We start from the raw sequence: 2,870 nt of genomic DNA, 5'->3' as shown, positions 1-2,870 counted from the left end.
TCGACTTGAGATTCTTTTGTTTTCGCAGCGCTTTCGCGAAAAACCGGTTTCCACTTTTTCGCGCGCCGCTCTAGGCTCGCGCGCAAAAATGCGCAAGAAAGGGGCGAATTTGCGTCTGAACCATCGAGCCATGTCCCATCGACACGCCTTCGCGCTCTGCGCCGACGATTTCGCCCTTTCCCCCGCAGTAACGCGCGGCATTCTGGAGGCTTTGGCCGCCGGGCGGCTCACCGCGACCTCGGCCATGACCACGCAGGCGAACTGGCCCGAAGCGGCGAGCGCCTTCCGCGCCTTGGCGCCGAAGGCCGATCTCGGCCTGCATTTCAACCTTACCTTGGGCGGCCCGCTCGGCGCCATGCCGTCCTTCGCGCCGACCGGCGCCTTTCCGGCGATGAATTCCATCGTCCCCGCCGCCTGGCGCGGCGGCTTGCCGCGCCGGGAAATCCGCGACGAATTGCGCCGCCAGCTCGACGCTTTCGAACAGGCCTATGGCGCGCCGCCGGATTATGTCGACGGCCACCAGCACGTCCATGTCCTGCCTGGAATCGCCGACGACCTGATCGCCGAATTGTCGTCGCGCGGCCTGGCCGGCAAATGCTGGCTGCGCGACAGCGCCGACCGCCCGCGCCGGATTTTTGCGCGCGGAAGACATTGGGGCAAGGCGCTGACGGTGGCCGGACTGGCGCGCGGTTTTCGCGCCAAGGCGCGCGGCGCCGGCTTCACGCTGAACGACGGCTTTTCCGGCTTTTCCGATTTCGACGCCAAAGGCGATCATGCCGGCGATTTCGCCAGTTTTTTGCGGGCGCCGGGCGCGCGGCCGCTCATCATGTGCCATCCCGGCCATGTCGATGACGAATTGGCGCGGCTCGACCCCGTGACCGATTCGCGCGAGGCCGAACTCGCGTTCCTGCTGTCGGACGATTTTTCCCGCCAGCTTGACGCGGCGGGCGCGCGGCTTGCGCGATTGTCCGAAATGTGAGGCCGGTTCAGGCGATCCATTCGTCCAGCGCGGCCGGCAATCGCGCCGATTGGTCAGGATCGAGGGTCTTGAGCGGCCCCTGTTTCAACGCCGTCACGGCGCGCAGCAGCGACAAGTCATCGCCCGCGCCGGTCAAAGCCAGCACCCGAACGCCGCGCGGTGCGAAAACGACATTGGCCAGATGCGCGCCAGCAGGGCCGACCACGATCTCAGCCTGCGCGAAGGCCTGAACCCGCTGCGCGAAGGGCATTGCGGCAGGATCGAGCGCCGAAAAGCCCAAATCCCGCAGCGCGTCCGGGAGATCCGACGCGACAAAAATCCGTTTCGGCGCATCGGCCGACGCCGGGAGTCGCAGCGGAAAGGATTCCAGAACCTCCAGCGCATCTGGCGACGGGGCCGCATCGGCAAAGGGACAGACCGAGCGCTGCAAAAAGACGGGCGCCGCGCCCAAAGCCACGATCCGGTCGGGCGCGACGCCGAACAGGCCCAGACTATCGCGAACCACCGCCCTCATTTTCTCGGAGCCCCGCGAGACGGCGATTTGGAATTGCGACAGGTCGCAGAATTGCGCGGCTATCGCGACGCGCGGCAGCAGTTCGATCAGCCAGCGGGCGTAATCGCCGTCGCCCGCCATGCGCAGAACGATGAAATCGCCTTTGAACCGCCGCATCGGCGTCAGCGGCCACAAGCGCGCCTTGAGCCCGCCGCCGTGGCGGCGGAACGACCCGAAGCGCGCCGTCTGTTCGCTATGGATGAGGCTCTCCGCGATGACGACGCTTTCGGCCGTCATCAGCACGCCGGGCGCGAGCGAACAGGCGTCCTCGAACAAGGCGAGGCCGCCGCCAGACGGCAGGGGCTGCAGCGCCCGCGCGCATTCTGCCGCCGGCCGCACGGAGACGCCGCGCCAGAACGGCGCGTTCAGAGCGAGCCGCGTCTCGCCCAGATCGAAGAAATTCAGCCGAAAGACGCCGGCCTCCGCGCCCGTCATGCGCGACTCAATAATTGATCGTCGGCGCGTCCTCGGCCGGCGCCGGCCCGGTGGCGCCGAGCACGCCGATCGGCAAGGCGGCCGTTATCGGGCCCGCCTTGGCGAAGGTCAGCGTCACATGGATCACGCCGCCCTGAACCAAAGGCTGCTTCAACCCGGTCAGCATCAGATGGAGGCCGCCGGGCTTCAGGGTCACGCTCTCGCCGGGCTTGATGTCGAGGCCGTCAGACAAAGCGCGCATGGTCATGGCGCCATTATCCATGGCCATTTCATGCACTTCGGCTTTTTCGGCCACATCAGCGGTGGCCGCTACCAGCCGGTCGGGCGCGGAGCCCTTGTTGACGATGGTCAGATAGCCCGCGCCAACCGTGGCGCCCTTGGCGGTGGCGCGGCTCCATGGCGCCTTGATCTCGATATCAGCGGCGAGCGCGCCGCCCGCGAGCAGAAGCCCCGCCGCCAAAGCGGCGCCGCGCGCCATCGTCCTGAAAGTCCGCATCCGCTCCTCCTCGATCAATGGTCCGGGACGCGTTTGATCTTGCGCCCGCGCGAATAGGAATAGGCCAGAAGCACAGCCGTCACGGCGCCGACCGGCGGCGCGAAATCGGCCATCAGGCCCTGCGGCATCGAGCTGGCCAGAACGAAGGAATCCGCCGCCGCCATCCGTCCCGCGACCCAGCCGAGCAGCGCCGCGCTCGCCCACAGCAGCGGCGGCTTGCGCAAGATCGTGATGACCTGCGCCGAGCCCAGGGCCAGCAGTGGGATCGACAGAGCGAGGCCGAACAGGACGAGGGGCTTTTCGACCGAGGCGCCCGCCTCCCCCAGCGCAAGCGCCGCGCCGACGACCGCCGTCATATTGATGAGCGCGGCCGGCGCGTCGAAAGCCAGAGCGGCGGCCATCGCCCC

The 2,870-nt window shown here is 67.7% G+C and carries 3 protein-coding genes and 1 pseudogene; 1 reads left to right on the top strand and 3 read right to left on the bottom strand.

Annotated elements, in window-relative coordinates; genetic code table 11:
* The first annotated feature begins 130 nt into the window (after window positions 1–130).
* Window positions 131–979 carry a ChbG/HpnK family deacetylase gene (locus ACE3S9_RS17840; protein WP_374547822.1) on the top strand — a complete coding sequence of 283 codons (849 nt, stop codon included), beginning with the start codon at window positions 131–133 and terminating at the stop codon, window positions 977–979.
* Window positions 980–986: 7 nt separating this feature from the next.
* Here ACE3S9_RS17840 and ACE3S9_RS17835 read toward each other — a convergent pair whose 3' ends face one another.
* From ACE3S9_RS17835 to ACE3S9_RS17825, 3 genes and pseudogenes are all read right to left on the bottom strand, one after another.
* On the bottom strand, window positions 987–1,967 hold the full coding sequence (locus ACE3S9_RS17835) for a DUF563 domain-containing protein (protein WP_374547821.1): 981 nt from the start codon (window positions 1,965–1,967) through the stop codon (window positions 987–989).
* 7 nt (window positions 1,968–1,974) lie between these two features.
* The gene (locus ACE3S9_RS17830) at window positions 1,975–2,463 is read right to left on the bottom strand and encodes a copper chaperone PCu(A)C (protein ID WP_374547820.1); all 489 of its coding nucleotides are present in this window, start codon (window positions 2,461–2,463) and stop codon (window positions 1,975–1,977) included.
* Window positions 2,464–2,477: 14 nt separating this feature from the next.
* Window positions 2,478–2,870 (bottom strand): annotated as a pseudogene (locus ACE3S9_RS17825) (hypothetical protein); the annotation flags it as partial.

The sequence above is a fragment of the Rhodoblastus sp. genome, assembly GCF_041915505.1.
Taxonomy (GTDB): domain Bacteria; phylum Pseudomonadota; class Alphaproteobacteria; order Rhizobiales; family Beijerinckiaceae; genus Rhodoblastus.
Note: the sequence above shows the minus strand (reverse complement) of the source record. Positions and strands in the feature narration are given on the sequence as shown.